The following is a 15,485-nucleotide window of genomic DNA, read 5'->3' on the forward strand; positions in this document are numbered from 1 at the left end:
TGCGTTGTACCTTCTTCTTGAGCTCACGTATTTCGATTTGTTCCGGGGTTATGGGAGAGGCTTTTGGCGTTTTCCCCTGTCGCTCATCACGCAGTTGTTTTACCCATTTCGTCATCGTAGAAAGGCCGACGTCCATGGCTTTTGCTGCTGGCGCGGCGGTGTAATTTTGGTCGACAACCAGTTGATCGGATTTGCATTTGAATTCAGGACTAAAATTTCTTCTTTTCATTGGTGCACCCGTGTTGTTCTGAGGTGAGCATATCACCTCTGTTCAGGTGGCCAAATTTAGTGTGCCACTACACATTGATTTCTACCTACCGGTTATTCCCCTCATCGCCCACGGGCTCCATATTGATGAATCCCTCATCCAATCGACAATCCCGCTTTTCATCGGTGTCATGGGTATCGGCCAGCTTATTACCGGACCGCTGGTAGACTATTTTGGCCATCGTCCGCTGGTGCTGGTCGGGGTAGTGCTGTACGGCGCGGGTGCCATATTGGCTGCCGTGGCGACGACCCCCTGGCTATTTGTTCTGTCGCGTGTACTACAGGTGCTGGCGGTGTGCTGTACCACCGTTGCGTTATTTAGCTGCGTGCGTGACAGGTTGGACGGCAACGATGCTGCCTGCTCCTTCAGTTTTCTTAATGGTACGCTGAATATTGTTCCCGCGCTGGCGCCGATGGCGGGGGTTCGCAGGCGGTAAGCTTCGGTTGGCGCGCGCCGTTCTGGGCGTTGGCCGGCTATTCACTGTTGGTCTGGGCGCTGGTGGCCGTCGGCCTGCCGGAAACCCGTCCCGCGGGGACCCGGATGTCAACTACCCTGCCCTTTGTCTGCTATGGGCAGATAGCGGCCATCGCCGCTTTATTGTGTTTGCCCTGGTGAATATTGGCGCCATGCCGATGGCGTTGACCTACGTCTCGCTGTCGTCGCAGGTGCTCATGGGGGAAGGCGGGCTGTCGCCTCTGGGCTTTTCCATGGTGTTCGGCGCCAACGGCTTTTGGATTATGTTGGCAAGCGTTATCGCCAATCGGGTGATTCGTAAAATGGGACGCCCGACGTGTCTGACGCTCGGGACAGTATTGATGGTGCTCGGCAGTCTGATGCTAGTGCTCAGCGTCACCACGGCGCTGACGAGCTGGCAGACGCATTGGCTGAGCTACATGTTACCCGTTGCGACCGCCTGTGCCGGCCAGGCATTTTTAATGGGACCGGCCACGAGCTATGCGCTGGAGCCGTTCGCCGCAGAAGCCGGCGTCGCGTCGGCGCTGAACGGGTTTGTGCAGCGGGCCGGCGTCAACTGGCTACACACGCGCCGCCATGTTGCGCCACGGCTTAGCCGGTTGACGCCTTAAAGCCCGGGCGTCATGCCATGGACGCGGCGTGCCCGGACCGACAGCGGCGCACCTTGCGCGCCCTTCACGCCACAATAAAGCCAAAGCGACCCGCTCAGCGAACTTGCACCGTGACCCGCGGCGTCAGCGCGCTCATCAGTTCATAGCCCAGGGTGCCAGCAGACGCCGCCACTTCGTCGATTTTAACGTTATCTCCCCAGAGCTCTACCGCAGAGCCGATGCGGGCCTGCGGACAAGGCTGCAAGTCCACCATCAGCATATCCATGGACACCGCGCCGAGAGTGCGCGTCCTTACGCCGTCGACCCAAATCGGCGTCCCAGTCGGCGCGTAGCGCGGATAGCCATCGGCGTAACCGCAGGCGACGACGCCGACCCGCTGCGTCTCGCTCACCCGGTGACGGCCGCCATAACCGATACGGCCACCTGCCGGCACCGACTGCACGGCAATCAATTCGCTTTGCAGCGTCATCACCGGCCGCAAAACGCTGGCGGCAATATCCTGCCAGTTCCCGCTGGGGGACGCGCCATAGAGAATAATGCCAGGCCGCACCCATTGCCCGTGGGTCTCGGGATGCCACAAGGTGGTGGCGGAATTTGCCAGACAGCGCGGGCCTGTCAAACCGTCACCCGCGCGCGCCACGACCGCCATTTGCCCCTCAACCCCTTCCGGCATATCCGCATAGGCGAAGTGGGTCATTAACGTTAGGGTCGCCACGTGTTTCAGCGCGTTCAGCGCCTGCCAGGCACCGGGCAATGCCCGCTCGCTGAAGCCCAGCCGATTCATGCCGCTATTGAGTTTCAGGTAGATATCCAGCGGCGCTCGCGGGGTCATCCGCCTTAAGGCCTCAGTCTGCCAGTCGCTGTGCACGACGCTGGTCAATCGATAGCGATCGATAACTGCTAAATCCGCCGGCTGAAAAAAACCCTCCAGCAGTAAAATGGGGCCCTGCCAGCCCTTTTCCCGCAGCACTACCGCCTCATGAAGATCCAGCAGCGCAAAACCATCCGTCTGCTGCAACCCTTGCCAAACGGCATTCAGACCATGGCCATAGCCATTGGCTTTGATAACCGACCACACGTGCGCTTGCGGCGCATGTCGGCGGACGACGGTTAAATTAGACGCCAACGCCGCGGAATCCACCGTGGCAACAATCGGACGTGGCATGAAAACAGCTCCTTACCTCTACAAAATAGCCGCTGGAGGCGGCCTTAGACCCTCCGCGCTACCGCTACGGCATCAAACCCCGGTGCATAACGCGCGACCGAGAGATCGTCATAACGAATTTCCGGTACCCGTGCGCTGATAATACCCGCTAAAAGACGCCCCGCGCCGCATGCCATTGTCCAGGCAAGTGTGCCGTGGCCGGTATTTCAGATAGAGATTCCGCAGCGCCGTGGCGCCCACCAGCGGCGTGCCGTCCGGCGGCAGCGGCCGCAGGCCGGTCCAGAACGTCGCCTGGTCGATATGTCCCCCCGCGGGGAATAGATCCCGCACCACTGTTTCCAGCGTCAGCCGACGTTTTGCCGGCAGATCGGTATTAAAACCGGTGATTTCCGCCATCCTGCCTACCCGAATACGCCGATCGAAGCGGGTGATGGCAACTTTATAGGTTTCATCCAGCACGGTAAACACCGGCGCACCCTGCTCATTCGCCAATGGGATCGTCAGCGAATACCCCTTTAGCGGATAAACCGGAATAGACACAACATCCTGCGGCATCGCGGTGGAATAGGATCCCAGTGCCATCACGTACGCATCGGCGTGCAGGATTTTACTGCCCGCAGCTCACGCCTGCGCACCAGCAAGTCGATAGGACAGTTATAACGGAATTCAACACCCTTTCTACCGCCATGCCAGCAAGATGGCAGGTAAATAACTGACAATCGCTGGTTTCATCGTTCGGCAGGCGTAAACGGCCGGAAAGCTTGTGCGCAACGCTCGGCGCGGCCCAGGGCGCGGAATAGCCGGGCGATATCTGGCCGGCGTTGTTGGCGCTCGTTGCCAGCGCCAAGCTGGGCTGACGGTCGAGTACGGTAACCTCATGCCCTTGTTGCGCTAAATATCAAGCCGACGTCACACCGATGATGCCACTGCCTAAAACAATTACCTGCATGGTTGTCTGATCCCAAACCCCTATCCGCTACAACAGAAAATGCTGGCGTGCGAAAGATAAGTAAAAAGATGCACCGCGAGCGTCATACACGCCGGCCGGAGAGTTGTTGACATTTTATTAAATACTTTGCTGCATGGCTAATTCAATAGTAAAATGAAAAAATTGATTTAATCATACAAAGTGATTAGAAGCGGGATAAAATAGCATTAATATTTTGTCAGTCATTATTTTGCAGCATGAAAAACCCCACCCTTGGTCATTTATTGCCAGAACAGTCGACCCGCCGTCGATCACGGCGATAAGAATTTAATATGGACTTACGGAAGAGGAAATGAATATTTCCCTGTGACACCCCGCCGCGCCTATGAATTTCCCCCCGTCCCGCGGCCTTTCACTTGTCCATGTTCAGGCCTTTTGCAGCAGCCCAGGCCGCGCCGTAACGCATACGGCTTGGCACGCCACGCTGCCGGGGACGGTGTCTCTGGCGCGTGGTCGCCGCACATAGCCTCCCGCCAGGCGGACACATAACGCATCTGCGACACTTCGCCCCAGCCCGCAAGGCCTGCCGAAGCGCAAATATCACCGCGCGCACGCGGTTGCCCTAAACAAGGGATTGCCCTATCGCATCATTCGCGATTTTCATCTTGCGCTAGGATTAATAATAAGACAGCATGATCTCGTGCTGTCTGTAACGATGAGGTGCGCTGATGACGATATCTATTGATGAACGATCACCTTCTGCCACATGTCTTAGCGATGGACCGGATTAGACATTTGAACTGCTCCAGCAATATCTCGATGAAATTGACCGGGTAGCCAAACATTATCGGCTGGACACCTATCCCCATCAAATAGAAGTTATCACTTCCGAACAAATGATGGATGCCTACTCCAGCGTGGGTATGCCTATCAATTACACCCACTGGTCTTTCGGCAAAAAGTTCATTGAAACGGAACAGCGCTATAAGCACGGTTAACAGGGATTGGCCTATGAGATTGTGATTAACTCCAATCCTTGTATCGTTTATCTGATAGAAGAAATGTAGTGGTCAACTAAAACTGGCCACCGCGTTAGCGTTTTTCCAGTATCTATTTTCTGATTCGTTTGGTGGCAACCCATAGTTATATTCATGCGGCCTGAGTGCGTTGTAATATCCCACGATATAGTCGGTAATTTCATGAGCTGCTTCGCTGAAGCTTATGTAGCCCGTTACCGGTATCCACTCGTTTTTCAGGCTTCTGAAGAAGCGCTCCATCGGACTGCTATCCCAACAGTTACCCCGCCGACTCATGCTTTATTTGATCCGGTAACGCCACAGCAACTGTCGGAACTGCCTGCTCGTATAGTGGCTACCCTGATCGCTGTGGAACATCACTCCGGCTGGTTTGCCACGCGTTTCCCATGCCATTTCCAGTGCTTTGATGGTTAGTCTGCTGTCCGGGGAGAACAACATAGCCCAGCCCACCGGTTTCCTTGCGGACAGATCAAGAACAACCGCAAGGTATGCCCAGCGTTTCCCGGTCCAGATATACGTCACATCGCCGCACCATATCTGGTTTGGCTCCGTTATAGCGAACTGGCGCTCAAGATAATTCAGGATCGCAACATGCTCCTGACCGCCACGTTTATACCTGTGCGTCGGCTGCTGACAACTGACCAGCCCCAGCTCTTTCATGAGCCTGCCTGCGAGCCAGCGCCCCATCCGGAAGCCTCTCTAGGTTGCCATGGTGGCGATACTTCTCGCGCCAGCTGCACTATGGCTGATACTGCGCAGTTCATGAACCTGACTGCGCAATACCGTTCGCCTGCCGTCTGGCCTGTCAGGACGACTTTTCCAGTATTTGTAACTGCTGCGATGAACCCTGAACACGTGGCAGAGTATGGCCACAGGATAATGCGCTTTGAGTTTCCCGATTAACGAGAACTGTTCAGGGAGTCTGACATCAAGAGCGCTGTAGCCTTTTTTAATATTTCATTTTCCATTTCAATGCGTTGTACCTTCTTCTTGAGCTCACGTATTTCGATTTGTTCCGGGGTTATGGAAGAGGCTTTTGGCGTTTTCCCCTGTCGCTCATCACGCAGTTGTTTTACCCATTTCGTCATCGTAGAAAAACCGACGTCCATGGCTTTTGCTGCTGGTGCGGCGGTGTAATTTTGGTCGACAACCGGTTGAGCGGATTCGCGTTTGAATGCAGGACTAAAATTTCTTCTTTTCATTGGTGCACCCGTGTTGTTCTGAGGTGAGCATATCACCTCTGTTCAGGTGGCCAAATTCAGTGTGCCACTACAAAGCCAGTTTGCGCAACATGCAGAAACGATTGTCGCCAGCGGCGAGATAATCCGCTCGCCTGGGAACGATGACCTACGTGTGACGGCGTCGTAACGCCGTCGTGCCGTCATCAGCGTGAAAAAAAATCCCGTTTGGGCGCGGGGAAGAATTGCGCAAGCAAAATAAGTACCGCTACCGCCAGATAGGCGCCGAAGATGACGATCATCCATTGCGGCATTCCCAACGACAGAAAATGCCATTGGCGGACGGCGCAGTCACCGCTGGCGCTGAAGACCGACGGCAGCCACTTATCCAACGGTAGCCAGGTAGGAAAACTGACAAAAAAGTCGCAGGTGACAGACAAGGAGGGATACAGTTGAATATCGGTGTGTTTTATTGCCAGCTGTAGGCCCTCCCAGGCGCTGTACAACCATATGGCCAGGCCGGCGAAACGCAGCGCCGTCGCGGGAGCGATGGCGCCCACCAGCCCGGCGGCAACGACCCCATACAGGGCACAACGTTGATAGATACACAAAACGCAGGGTTTGAGCAGCATAACATGCTGAAAATAAAGCGCGGCCAGTTCCAGCGCGAAGGCGGTGAGTGCCAATAGTAACCAGGCTGCGCGATGTTTGGAGCAGCGGTTTAACGATCGCATCATAAAGAGTGTCCAGAACAGTTAAGTGGCGTAAAACGAGTATTCTAAATCAAAAAACAACAGAAACCAGCGTCTTTTCCGCCGGCCGTACGCCTGAGGCCGCGCCGTTTTACTATTATTGAGGTTAGCCCGCGCGCCCGGACCGTAAAAAAGCGCTCTTTTGGCTGCCTATCACCATAAGCGGGGTAGTGGTCAACTAAAACTGGCCACCGCGTTAGCGTTTTTCCAGTATCTATTTTCTGATTCGTTTGGTGGCAACCCACCGTTATATTTATGCGGCCTGAGTGCGTTGTAATATCCCACGATATAGTCGGTAATTTCATGAGCTGCTTCGCTGAAGCTTATGTAGCCCGTTACGGGTATCCACTCGTTTTTCAGACTTCTGAAGAAGCGCTCCATCGGACTGCTATCCCAACAGTTACCCCGCCGACTCATGCTTTATTTGATCCGGTAACGCCACAGCAACTGTCGGAACTGCCTGCTCGTATAGTGGCTACCCTGATCGCTGTGGAACATCACTCCGGCTGGTTTGCCACGCGTTTCCCATGCCATTTCCAGTGCTTTGATGGTTAGTCTGCTGTCCGGGGAGAACAACATAGCCCAGCCCACCGGTTTCCTTGCGGACAGATCAAGAACAACCGCAAGGTATGCCCAGCGTTTCCCGGTCCAGATATACGTCACATCGCCGCACCATATCTGGTTTGGCTCCGTTATAGCGAACTGGCGCTCAAGATAATTCAGGATCGCAACATGCTCCTGACCGCCACGTTTATACCTGTGCGTCGGCTGCTGACAACTGACCAGCCCCAGCTCTTTCATGAGCCTGCCTGCGAGCCAGCGCCCCATCCGGAAGCCTCTCTAGGTTGCCATGGTGGCGATACTTCTCGCGCCAGCTGCACTATGGCTGATACTGCGCAGTTCATGAACCTGACTGCGCAATACCGTTCGCCTGCCGTCTGGCCTGTCAGGACGACTTTTCCAGTATTTGTAACTGCTGCGATGAACCCTGAACACGTGGCAGAGTATGGCCACAGGATAATGCGCTTTGAGTTTCCCGATTAACGAGAACTGTTCAGGGAGTCTGACATCAAGAGCGCTGTAGCCTTTTTTAATATTTCATTTTCCATTTCAATGCGTTGTACCTTCTTCTTGAGCTCACGTATTTCGATTTGTTCCGGGGTTATGGAAGAGGCTTTTGGCGTTTTCCCCTGTCGCTCATCACGCAGTTGTTTTACCCATTTCCTCATCGTAGAAAAACCGACGTCCATGGCTTTTGCTGCTGGTGCGGCGGTGTAATTTTGGTCGACAACCGGTTGAGCGGATTCGCGTTTGAATTCAGGACTAAAATTTCTTCTTTTCATTGGTGCACCCGTGTTGTTCTGAGGTGAGCATCTCACCTCTATTCAGGTGGCTAAATTCAGTGTGCCACTACAGCTTTGAAACCCCGGGGTTGTTTTATTTTCGTGAGAGCGTCACTTATACAATGCGCAATACCGCCACATTGACAGAACAACACGGGGCAATGCGGCTATAGGAAAACGGCAAAATCACTTGAAGCATAATTGATTCAGCCGCTAAGGTGCGAGAGTTGTTATTCCGACGCTAAGATACAGGGGTCAATGATCAGGTTTTTTTCCGACGCGCTGATGCTGGGCCAATAAACTTCCCACCGGCGGGAGGACTTGAAGATAGAACCCCTGCTCCTTAAGTAATTCTTTTACTTTCCTATATCCACCGAAGCCTGTTTTTTGCTACCGTCTAGGGAAAAAATCATTGAGAATAGGGGTTTGCCGAAGTGTGCCATTAAGTTGGCCGGGACGCTGGAAAAATCCTCTCGTCTTTCGACAAACAGATAGGTTTGATCCTGTTTTGAACTTTGATAGATCACACAAAACATATTTTTTACTTTATTAACGTGGTCTGGTGTCTTGCCTGTATATAGCGGTAACTATAACATGCATGCAGTACTACGGAATATCGCCTCCCGTGACGAAACGGGAAATACACGTGCTAAGACTGAGTCAGGATAGATGTCGCAAACGCCAATTGAGTTGAAAGGCAGTAATTTTACTTTATCGGTAATTCATGTGCATGATGCGCAGCCAGAGGAAATCCGTCGGGCGATAGAGGAAAAAGTCGAACAAGCACCTGAATTTTTAAAAAATGCGCCGGTGGTCATTAACGTCGCCGGTCTCGGTCGTGACACCTCCTGGGAGGTGCTGTCGCAGGCGGTGCTGGCCACCGGTCTGCACGTCGTCGGCGTCAGCGGTTGCAGCGACAGTAAGCTTAAACAGGCTGTTGTGCGCAGCGGGTTGCCGCTGCTGACCGAAGGCAAAGCGCCGAAGCGCAACGTCGCTGCGGCACCCGCCCCGGCGCCGGCGGCGGTCAAAACACGGCTTATCAACACGCCGGTGCGCTCCGGGCAACAAATTTACGCCCGCAATAGCGATTTGATCGTCACCAGCAGCGTCAGCCCCGGCGCCGAGCTTATTGCCGATGGCAATATACATATTTATGGCATGATGCGGGGCCGCGCGCTGGCCGGTGCGGCGGGCGACGGAGAGTGCCAGATTTTCTGCACCCATCTCTCCCCCGAACTCGTATCTATTGCTGGCCAGTATTGGCTGAGCGATCAAATTCCGGCCGCGTTTTCAGACAAAGCTGCGCGCTTATGTCTGCAGGACGGCACGCTTACCATTCATCCTTTAATTTAGCCCTTGACAAGGAATCCATTTATGGCACGCATTATAGTTGTTACTTCGGGTAAAGGGGGCGTTGGCAAGACCACATCGAGCGCGGCCATCGCTACCGGTTTAGCCCGCAAAGGAAAGAAAACCGTAGTGATCGATTTCGATATCGGGCTGCGAAATCTTGATTTGATCATGGGCTGTGAACGCCGGGTGGTCTATGACTTCGTCAATGTCATCCAGGGTGATGCCACGATGAATCAGGCGCTGATAAAAGACAAACGGACCGAAAATTTATATATTCTGCCAGCGTCCCAAACGCGGGATAAAGATGCCCTGACCCGAGAGGGCGTGGAAAAAGTGTTGAATGATTTGGGCACGATGGAATTTGATTTCGTCGTCTGCGATTCACCGGCCGGTATTGAAACCGGTGCCCTGATGGCACTGTATTTTGCCGATGAAGCCATTATCACCACTAACCCGGAAGTCTCGTCGGTGCGTGACTCCGACCGTATATTAGGTATCCTGTCGTCGAAATCGCGCCGCGCCAAAAAGGGCCTAGAGCCAATCAAAGAGCACCTGCTGTTGACCCGCTACAATCCTGGACGCGTCAGCCGCGGCGACATGCTTAGCATGGAAGATGTCATTGAAATTCTACGCATTCCCTTGGTGGGTGTGATCCCCGAGGATCAATCGGTATTGCGGGCCTCCAACCAGGGTGAGCCGGTGATTCTCGATGAGGAATCTGATGCTGGCCAGGCCTATTCAGATATGGTTGATCGCCTGTTAGGAGAAGAACGTCCCTTCCGCTTTATCGAAGAAGAGAAGAAGGGATTCCTGAAACGCCTGTTTAAGGGATAAACCATGGCATTGCTAGACTTTTTTCTCTCTCGTAAAAAATCGACAGCCAATATAGCCAAGGAACGGCTACAGATCATCGTGGCCGAACGGCGCAGAGGTGATAACGAACCGCATTATCTGCCGCAGCTGAAACGTGACCTGCTTGAGGTCATCAGCAAATATGTGCAAATCGACCCCGAAATGCTCTCGGTGCAGCTGGAAAAAAAGGATGGGGATATCTCGATCCTGGAGCTGAACGTGACCCTGCCGGAAACGGAAGAGACTACGAAATAAGCGTCTGCGCCTGACACGCCTACAACCGACCGGCAGGCCGCCAACGCTTTTATGGCGCCGCCGTAAGCGCTGCACGCCATACCGTCAAGCGCCGTCCCCACTCCTTGTTACTTAAGCGACAGGCCGGCCGTCAGCTACAGACGCCAGGCGTTGGCCTTCGCAGCTGCTAGAGGCCCGTTTCACTCTGATCCTGATGCAATATTGTCTCTAGTTGCGCGCCGAACAGCGCGCAGCGCCAGCCGCTAATCAGATCCGGCTTCCGCGTCGGCGGCGTCAGCCCCCACATCACGCTGATTAAATGGTTGATTTGGCGACGCGACGCCAGCAATTCACCGCTGAGCCCCGTCTTTGCGGCCGTCAGTTGAATTTGCTCTCTTAGCGTTTTGAACATCTGGCGATAGCCGGGACGATCGACAAGATTCAGCACCGGCGCGGGCAATGCCTCGTCCGGCAGGGCCTCCGCCTCCTGCACCTTAGCCAGAAAGGCCCGGCCATGGTAGCGGATTTCTGGCCCGCTCAGGCCAAGCTGTTCCAGTTCGCCAAGCGACCCCGGCATATAGCGCGCCACCTGCCACAGATGCTCTTCGCGGACGACGAAATTGACCGCCATATCACGCTCGCGGGCTTTGTTCAGACGCCAGCTGGCCAGCAGCCGCAGACAGGCCAGTTGGCGCGTGCGCAGTTGCCAGGCGTTAGCGATATCCAGATAGGCCTGTTCAAGATCGGCCACCTCGCGGCGCCGCTGACAAATAGCCTCGCACTCTTGGCTGGCCTGCGACCACCAACCTGCCTGCTGCGTTTGCGCTATCAGCTTGTGCGCCATCGGCAGCAGCCAATACACATCGGCGGCGGCATAGTCACACTGCCGATCGCTGAGCGGGCGCGCGAGCCAGTCGGTACAGGATTCGGTTTTATCCAACGTGACATCCAGCGTTTCCGCTACCAGCGCGGCGAAACCGTAAGAAAGCGTGCGGCCGGTAAACGCGGCCAGCACCTGGGTATCGATCATCGGCACCGGCATTTGGCCGAAGCTATGCCAGAACACTTCCAGATCCTCGCTGCAGGCATGCAGTAATTTAGTTACCTGCTCATCCGCCAGGAGGGCAATAAAAGGTTGCCAATCGGTAATAGCCATCGGATCGATAAGCGTCAGCGCCTCGCCGTCAAACATCTGAATCAGGCCCAATTGGGGATAATAGGTGCGGGTGCGCACAAATTCGGTATCTACCGCCACCCAGGGATGCTGACGGGCTTGCTGACATCTGTCGTGTAATGCCTGATCCGTGGTAATCAATTGATAATCTAACACTGCTCTCTCTTATTACGTGATAGAGGAAAAAATGACGGCCGCCTAAACGGGCCTCGCGCGCGCCAGGCGCCGGCGCACTCGGGCAGCGTCGCGGGGTTAATCTGACAGCACGGTGTCGACCAGTGTGTCGCCGTAGTACCCCCCGCCAGGCCGGGCCGTATCCGGGCCCCCACGGGGAACCGTAGCGATAATCCCAGCACCACGGCCCGAACGGAGGCCCTATAGGCGCCGAGACCTGGCGCACCACCCACCAGCGTTTATAACCGTTTACCTGCAGGACCATGTAGGTGTAGTCCGCTTTGTCGATGTGCCCTTTTTCCGTGCCGCCGGTAATCGGGCCGACAACACTAATCCATTGGCCTTTCAAATCGGACGGCTCCGGCTCCACAAAGCCGTTAATTTGGGCAATAATGCGCCCCACAGACGGCCGATGCATCAACGGCACTGCGCCGTCGTTTAGCGAAACGGTAGCGATTTCCAGCCGGGTGCGGCAGGTCTCGTTGGTCACTTAAACCACTTTACCGCCGAAGCGCCCTTCCTGACCGATATACAATTGCGAGCCATTCATCACCCGCACCAAATCATCCTGCGATGTCGGGGAGGTATCGCGGATGGCTTCCGGTACCGTCACACAGCCGGAAAGCGTTAACACTGCCGCCATGAAGCCGACCGGCACCAGCCGGCGAATCGATACAGGTAAAGCTTTTGGGCTGAAAATAGTGCTTGATCTAGTTAATTAATCTACTACTTTGACCCGCACCGACTGGATAAGTTTAGCGCTCAGCCCCGGCTGGGTAACTTTTTCCATGCCACTTCGTTACGTAAATAGGTCGGTTCGGCAAGCGCCACCGGTTGAGCGCCGCCGTGGCGATAATGTTGCAGCGCCAGCGGCAGCATATCCCGCGCGCTCGGCAACAACGTGTGCCCCGCAACCAGCGTCAACCCCTCATGATGAAAGAGCGTCGGATAGGTCTGCCAGCCGGTGCCGGCGGTGGCCCAGCAGCCCGACAGACTCGCGCCCAGCGACGCCAGAGCCTCAGGTGCCGCTACCGCTTCGCGCTCCTCACCCAGCCAAACGCCTGCTTGGCGTTGATAAAGTGCCCAATACACTTCACCCATGCGCGCATCGATGGCGGTCAATACCTGACAAACACCTGTCTGGCGCCTGGCGCCTTCCGCCAGCGCCGCCAGCGTGGACACGCCTATAAGCGGCAGATTGGCCCCCAACGCCAGTCCCTGGGCGATGCCGATACCGATGCGGACACTGGTAAAGCTGCCGGGGCCGCGGCCGAACGCCAGCGCATCCAGGCTGTTAAGCGTGATACCGGCTTCCGCCAGCAGGCTGTCCACCATGGGCAGAATGCGCTGCGTATGCTCGCGCGGGGCAAAGGTAAAGCGCTCCAGCAAGACATCGTCGTCGAGCATCAGGGCGGCGGAACAGGCTTCGGTCGCGGTATCAAGGGCTAAAATGCGGGTAGACATGCCAAACCTCAGGCGGGAACACAATGAACTTTAATGGGCGTTTATGATAACATACCCTTGCGACAAGGGGATACAGCGCGCCGCCGCCGGTCAGAAAGGCGATGGTGCGTTCGAGGGAGCGGGTGCGGCGCGCGGGCGACAGGCTTTGCAGAAAAATCTTGCCGTACGAGCGGGTTACCAGTCGCTGATCGCAGATAATCAGCACGCCACGGTCATCGCTGTCGCGTATCAACCTGCCAACACCCTGCTTCAGGGTGATGACCGCCTGCGGGATCTGCACCTCTGCAAAAGGATCGCCGCCGCGCCGCTGACAATCTTCAATACGGGCTTTCAGCAGCGGAGCATCCGGCGCGGTGAACGGCAGTTCATCGATAATGACGCAGGACAGGACATCGCCGCGCACGTTCACCCCTTCCCAAAAACTGTTGGTGGCCACCAGAACCGCGTTACCGGCATCCACAAACTGGCGCAGGATTTCGCGTTTACTGGTTTCACCCTGCACCAACACCGGCAAGGTCGCCGAGTTGAAGATCAGGTGCCGGTTTTTTCCGCCATTACTTCATGGAAGTGATTCGAGACCGACAACGGCGTTAGCGCTAGCAGAAAATGACGCGCGTTACATTCGTACCAATAGCCGAATCCCGGCTCGCTGGCGTTTCGCAGCCGTTTAAGCCGGGCGCGGTAGGGCGTCGCGCGCTCAAACGCATCATCCAGCAGCATCAGCGCGCGCTGCACCGCCGGTTGCGCCAGAACGTCGCGCAGATTACCGCGAAATCCGGGTTCCCCCCCAGCGCCAGGCGAAAATCCTGGGCGCGGCACGCCAGCAGGCCGGCGCTCTTTTGCAACTGTGCCATATCGCATACATCGGTCCGGTAAGCCAGCGGCATATCGCGCGCCAAATCCAGCATATGGCGGCTGGTCAATTGCTGGCCGAAATAGTGGCTGGCGATATCCGGCAGTTGATGCGCTTCGTCGAAAATCATGACATCGCCGCGGGGGATAAGCTCCCCGAAACCGCTTTCTTTGACTACCATGTCCGCCAAAAACAGATGATGGTTGACCACCACAACATCCGCATCCATGGCCCGGCGGCGGGCCTTGACCACAAAGCACTCTTTGTATTCGGGGCAGTCGCTGCCGAGACAATTATCGTTAGTACTGGTCACCAGCGGCCAAATAGAGCTGTCTTCGGGTATACCGCTACAGTTAGCGATGTCCACATCCTCGGTTCTCGACGCCCAGGCGCGTACCTGACTTAGCGCATCAAGCGTCTCCGCCGTCAGCGCGCCGCCCGCCGCCGCATGCTGCGCCATCCTTTCCAGGCACAGGTAGTTAGCCCGCCCTTTCAGCAGGGCCAGTTGCCCGCGGCAAGACAGCGCCTGCGCGATACGGGGCAGATCCCGGGCCTACAGCTGATCCTGCAACGCTTTCGAGCCGGGGGAAATAATCACTTTTTTATCGACGCGCAGGGCGGGCACCAGATAGGCATAGGTCTTACCGGTACCTGCCTCCACCACCAGCGGGTGTTACGCGCAGATGGCGTCACGAATGGCTTCAGCCATGAGGCGCTGAGACTCCTGCGGCTTGAAACCGTTCAGGGCTTTCGCCAGGATACCCTGGGGCGTAAAATCGTCTGTCACATTCTCTCCCGCGCACGCGCGTTGCCCTGTTGTAGCGATGCAAAAGATTCTGGACTAATTTGCAGTCAATTCTGGACTCCTTTAAACCCTAAAAAGTGTCCATTTTGGACTGTAGTGGCACACTGAATTTGGCCACCTGAACAGAGGTGATATGCTCACCTCAGAACAACCCGGGTGCACCAATGAAAAAAAGAAATTTTAGTCCTGAATTCAAACGCAAATCCGCTCAACTGGTTATCGACCAAAATTACACCGCCGCGCCAGCAGCAAAAGCCATGGACGTCGGTTTTTCTACGATGACGAAATGGGTAAAACAACTGCGTGATGAGCGACAGGGGAAAACGCCAAAAGCCTCTCCCATAACCCCGGAACAAATCGAAATATGCGAGCTCAAGAAGAAGGTACAACGCATTGAAATAGGAAACGAGACATTAAAAAAAGCTACAGCGCTCTTGATGTCAGACTCTCTGAACAGTTCTCGTTAATCGGGAAACTCAGAGCGCATTATCCTGTGCCCACACTCTGCCACGTGTTCAGAGTTCATCGCAGCAGTTACAAATACTGGAAAAGTCGTCCTGACAGGCCAGACGGCAGGCGAACGGTATTGCGCAGTCAGGTTCATGAACTACACAGTATCAGCCATAGTGCAGCTGGCGCGAGAAGTATCGCCACCATGGCAACCTAGAGAGGTTTCTGGATGGGGCGCTGGCGCGCAGGCAGGCTCATGAAAGAGCTGGGGCTGGTCAGTTGTCAGCAGCCGACGCACAGGTATAAGCGTGGCGGTCAGGAGCATGTTGCGATCCCGAATTATCTTGAGCGCCAGTTCGCTGTAACGGAG

At 55.5% G+C, this 15,485-nt stretch carries 8 protein-coding genes and 9 pseudogenes; 6 read left to right on the forward strand and 11 right to left on the reverse strand.

Annotation, left to right across the window (positions count from 1 at the left end):
* Positions 1–229 (reverse strand): transposase (locus ACTBDU_RS11930; RefSeq protein WP_438806597.1); only part of this gene is annotated, 229 nt, incomplete at its 3' end.
* 31 nt (positions 230–260) lie between these two features.
* Here ACTBDU_RS11930 and ACTBDU_RS11935 point away from each other — a divergent pair.
* A pseudogene (locus tag ACTBDU_RS11935) lies at positions 261–1,293 on the forward strand (multidrug effflux MFS transporter); the annotation flags it as partial.
* A gap of 154 nt (positions 1,294–1,447) precedes the next feature.
* Here the strand turns inward: ACTBDU_RS11935 and dadX are convergent.
* Both dadX and ACTBDU_RS11945 read right to left on the reverse strand, forming a co-directional pair.
* Positions 1,448–2,518, reverse strand: coding sequence for a catabolic alanine racemase DadX (gene dadX / locus ACTBDU_RS11940; RefSeq protein ID WP_438806598.1), 1,071 nt, complete (start codon positions 2,516–2,518; stop codon positions 1,448–1,450).
* Between the two features lie 44 nt (positions 2,519–2,562).
* A pseudogene (locus ACTBDU_RS11945) lies at positions 2,563–3,467 on the reverse strand (FAD-dependent oxidoreductase).
* 707 nt (positions 3,468–4,174) lie between these two features.
* Between ACTBDU_RS11945 and ACTBDU_RS11950 the strand changes: the two are divergent.
* A pseudogene (locus ACTBDU_RS11950) lies at positions 4,175–4,507 on the forward strand (SpoVR family protein); the annotation flags it as partial.
* Between the two features lie 9 nt (positions 4,508–4,516).
* On the opposite strand, the pseudogene ACTBDU_RS11955 reads toward ACTBDU_RS11950, so the two are convergent.
* From ACTBDU_RS11955 to ACTBDU_RS11970, 4 genes and pseudogenes are all read right to left on the reverse strand, one after another.
* A pseudogene (locus ACTBDU_RS11955) lies at positions 4,517–5,685 on the reverse strand (IS3 family transposase).
* Positions 5,686–5,867: 182 nt separating this feature from the next.
* The gene (gene dsbB / locus ACTBDU_RS11960; RefSeq protein WP_438806599.1) at positions 5,868–6,398 is read right to left on the reverse strand and encodes a disulfide bond formation protein DsbB; all 531 of its coding nucleotides are present in this window, start codon (positions 6,396–6,398) and stop codon (positions 5,868–5,870) included.
* Positions 6,399–6,587: 189 nt separating this feature from the next.
* A pseudogene (locus tag ACTBDU_RS11965) lies at positions 6,588–7,756 on the reverse strand (IS3 family transposase).
* A gap of 255 nt (positions 7,757–8,011) precedes the next feature.
* Positions 8,012–8,292, reverse strand: a pseudogene (locus ACTBDU_RS11970) (YcgL domain-containing protein).
* Positions 8,293–8,425: 133 nt separating this feature from the next.
* On the opposite strand from ACTBDU_RS11970, the gene minC reads away from it, so the two are divergent.
* The 3 genes from minC to minE are packed head-to-tail and all read left to right on the forward strand — an operon-like array spanning position 8,426 to position 10,216.
* Positions 8,426–9,109: a septum site-determining protein MinC gene (gene minC / locus ACTBDU_RS11975; RefSeq protein WP_438806600.1), complete on the forward strand. Its 684-nt coding sequence runs from the start codon at positions 8,426–8,428 to the stop codon at positions 9,107–9,109.
* Between the two features lie 21 nt (positions 9,110–9,130).
* On the forward strand, positions 9,131–9,943 hold the full coding sequence (gene minD, locus ACTBDU_RS11980) for a septum site-determining protein MinD (protein WP_438806601.1): 813 nt from the start codon (positions 9,131–9,133) through the stop codon (positions 9,941–9,943).
* Between the two features lie 3 nt (positions 9,944–9,946).
* Positions 9,947–10,216, forward strand: coding sequence for a cell division topological specificity factor MinE (gene minE / locus ACTBDU_RS11985; RefSeq protein ID WP_011411162.1), 270 nt, complete (start codon positions 9,947–9,949; stop codon positions 10,214–10,216).
* A 166-nt stretch (positions 10,217–10,382) separates the two neighbouring features.
* Here the strand turns inward: minE and rnd are convergent, their stop codons facing one another.
* The 4 genes and pseudogenes from rnd to ACTBDU_RS12005 all read right to left on the reverse strand — a co-directional run.
* A complete protein-coding gene (gene rnd, locus ACTBDU_RS11990; protein WP_438806602.1) occupies positions 10,383–11,525 on the reverse strand; it encodes a ribonuclease D in 1,143 nt (380 codons plus the stop codon).
* Between the two features lie 166 nt (positions 11,526–11,691).
* Positions 11,692–12,186, reverse strand: a pseudogene (locus ACTBDU_RS11995) (Slp family lipoprotein); the annotation flags it as partial.
* A 119-nt stretch (positions 12,187–12,305) separates the two neighbouring features.
* A complete protein-coding gene (tsaB, locus tag ACTBDU_RS12000) occupies positions 12,306–13,007 on the reverse strand; it encodes a tRNA (adenosine(37)-N6)-threonylcarbamoyltransferase complex dimerization subunit type 1 TsaB (RefSeq protein ID WP_438806603.1) in 702 nt (233 codons plus the stop codon).
* Positions 13,008–13,098: 91 nt separating this feature from the next.
* Positions 13,099–14,527: pseudogene (locus tag ACTBDU_RS12005) on the reverse strand (ATP-dependent DNA helicase); the annotation flags it as partial.
* Positions 14,528–14,829: 302 nt separating this feature from the next.
* Between ACTBDU_RS12005 and ACTBDU_RS12010 the strand changes: the two are divergent.
* Positions 14,830–15,485 (forward strand): annotated as a pseudogene (locus ACTBDU_RS12010) (transposase); the annotation flags it as partial.

This window comes from Sodalis sp. (in: enterobacteria), assembly GCF_051710625.1.
GTDB lineage: Bacteria > Pseudomonadota > Gammaproteobacteria > Enterobacterales > Enterobacteriaceae > JBPESN01.

What these genes read in the sequence shown, in the direction of transcription:
- dsbB (WP_438806599.1), bottom strand. Translation starts at nt 6,398, where the DNA reads ATGATGCGATCGTTAAACCGCTGCTCCAAACATCGCGCAGCCTGGTTA.
- minC (WP_438806600.1), top strand. Translation starts at nt 8,426, where the DNA reads ATGTCGCAAACGCCAATTGAGTTGAAAGGCAGTAATTTTACTTTATCG.
- tsaB (WP_438806603.1), bottom strand. Translation starts at nt 13,007, where the DNA reads ATGTCTACCCGCATTTTAGCCCTTGATACCGCGACCGAAGCCTGTTCC.
- dadX (WP_438806598.1), bottom strand. Translation starts at nt 2,518, where the DNA reads ATGCCACGTCCGATTGTTGCCACGGTGGATTCCGCGGCGTTGGCGTCT.
- minD (WP_438806601.1), top strand. Translation starts at nt 9,131, where the DNA reads ATGGCACGCATTATAGTTGTTACTTCGGGTAAAGGGGGCGTTGGCAAG.
- minE (WP_011411162.1), top strand. Translation starts at nt 9,947, where the DNA reads ATGGCATTGCTAGACTTTTTTCTCTCTCGTAAAAAATCGACAGCCAAT.